1 protein-coding gene is annotated in these 412 nt (G+C 70.6%); it reads left to right on the forward strand.

The genetic code is table 11. The features are described from left to right. Positions 1-8: 8 nt before the first annotated feature. On the forward strand, positions 9-412 hold a 404-nt coding region (locus K9U41_RS23480), incomplete at its 3' end, for an SDR family oxidoreductase (protein ID WP_282643234.1).

A 412-nucleotide genomic window follows, 5' to 3' on the forward strand; every position in this document is an offset into this window, starting at 1 on the left:
GTTGTCCCATGACCACCACCACCTCGTCCAGCAAGCCCATCCTCGTCCTCGGCGGCACCGGCAAGACCGGCCGTCGCGTGGCCCAGATCCTCACCTCGCGGGGCCACCCCGTTCGCATCGGATCCCGTTCGGGGTCCCCGGTCTTCGACTGGGAGGACCCCAGCACCTGGGCGGCCGCGCTCGACGGGGTCGGGGCGGTGTACGTGACCTACCAGCCCGACCTCGCCTTCCCCGGAGCCACGGACGTCGTCGCGGCGTTCACCTCCGAAGCACTCCGTCACCACGTCGAACGACTCGTCCTCCTCGCCGGGCGCGGAGAGCCGGCCGCCGAGGCCGCCGAGAAGGTCGTCCGCGAGTCCGGCGCCTCCTGGACCATCGTCCGGGCGAGCTTCTTCAACCAGAACTTCAGTGA

This window comes from Xanthobacter autotrophicus (assembly GCF_029991245.1).
Classification (GTDB): domain Bacteria; phylum Pseudomonadota; class Alphaproteobacteria; order Rhizobiales; family Xanthobacteraceae; genus Xanthobacter; species Xanthobacter autotrophicus_C.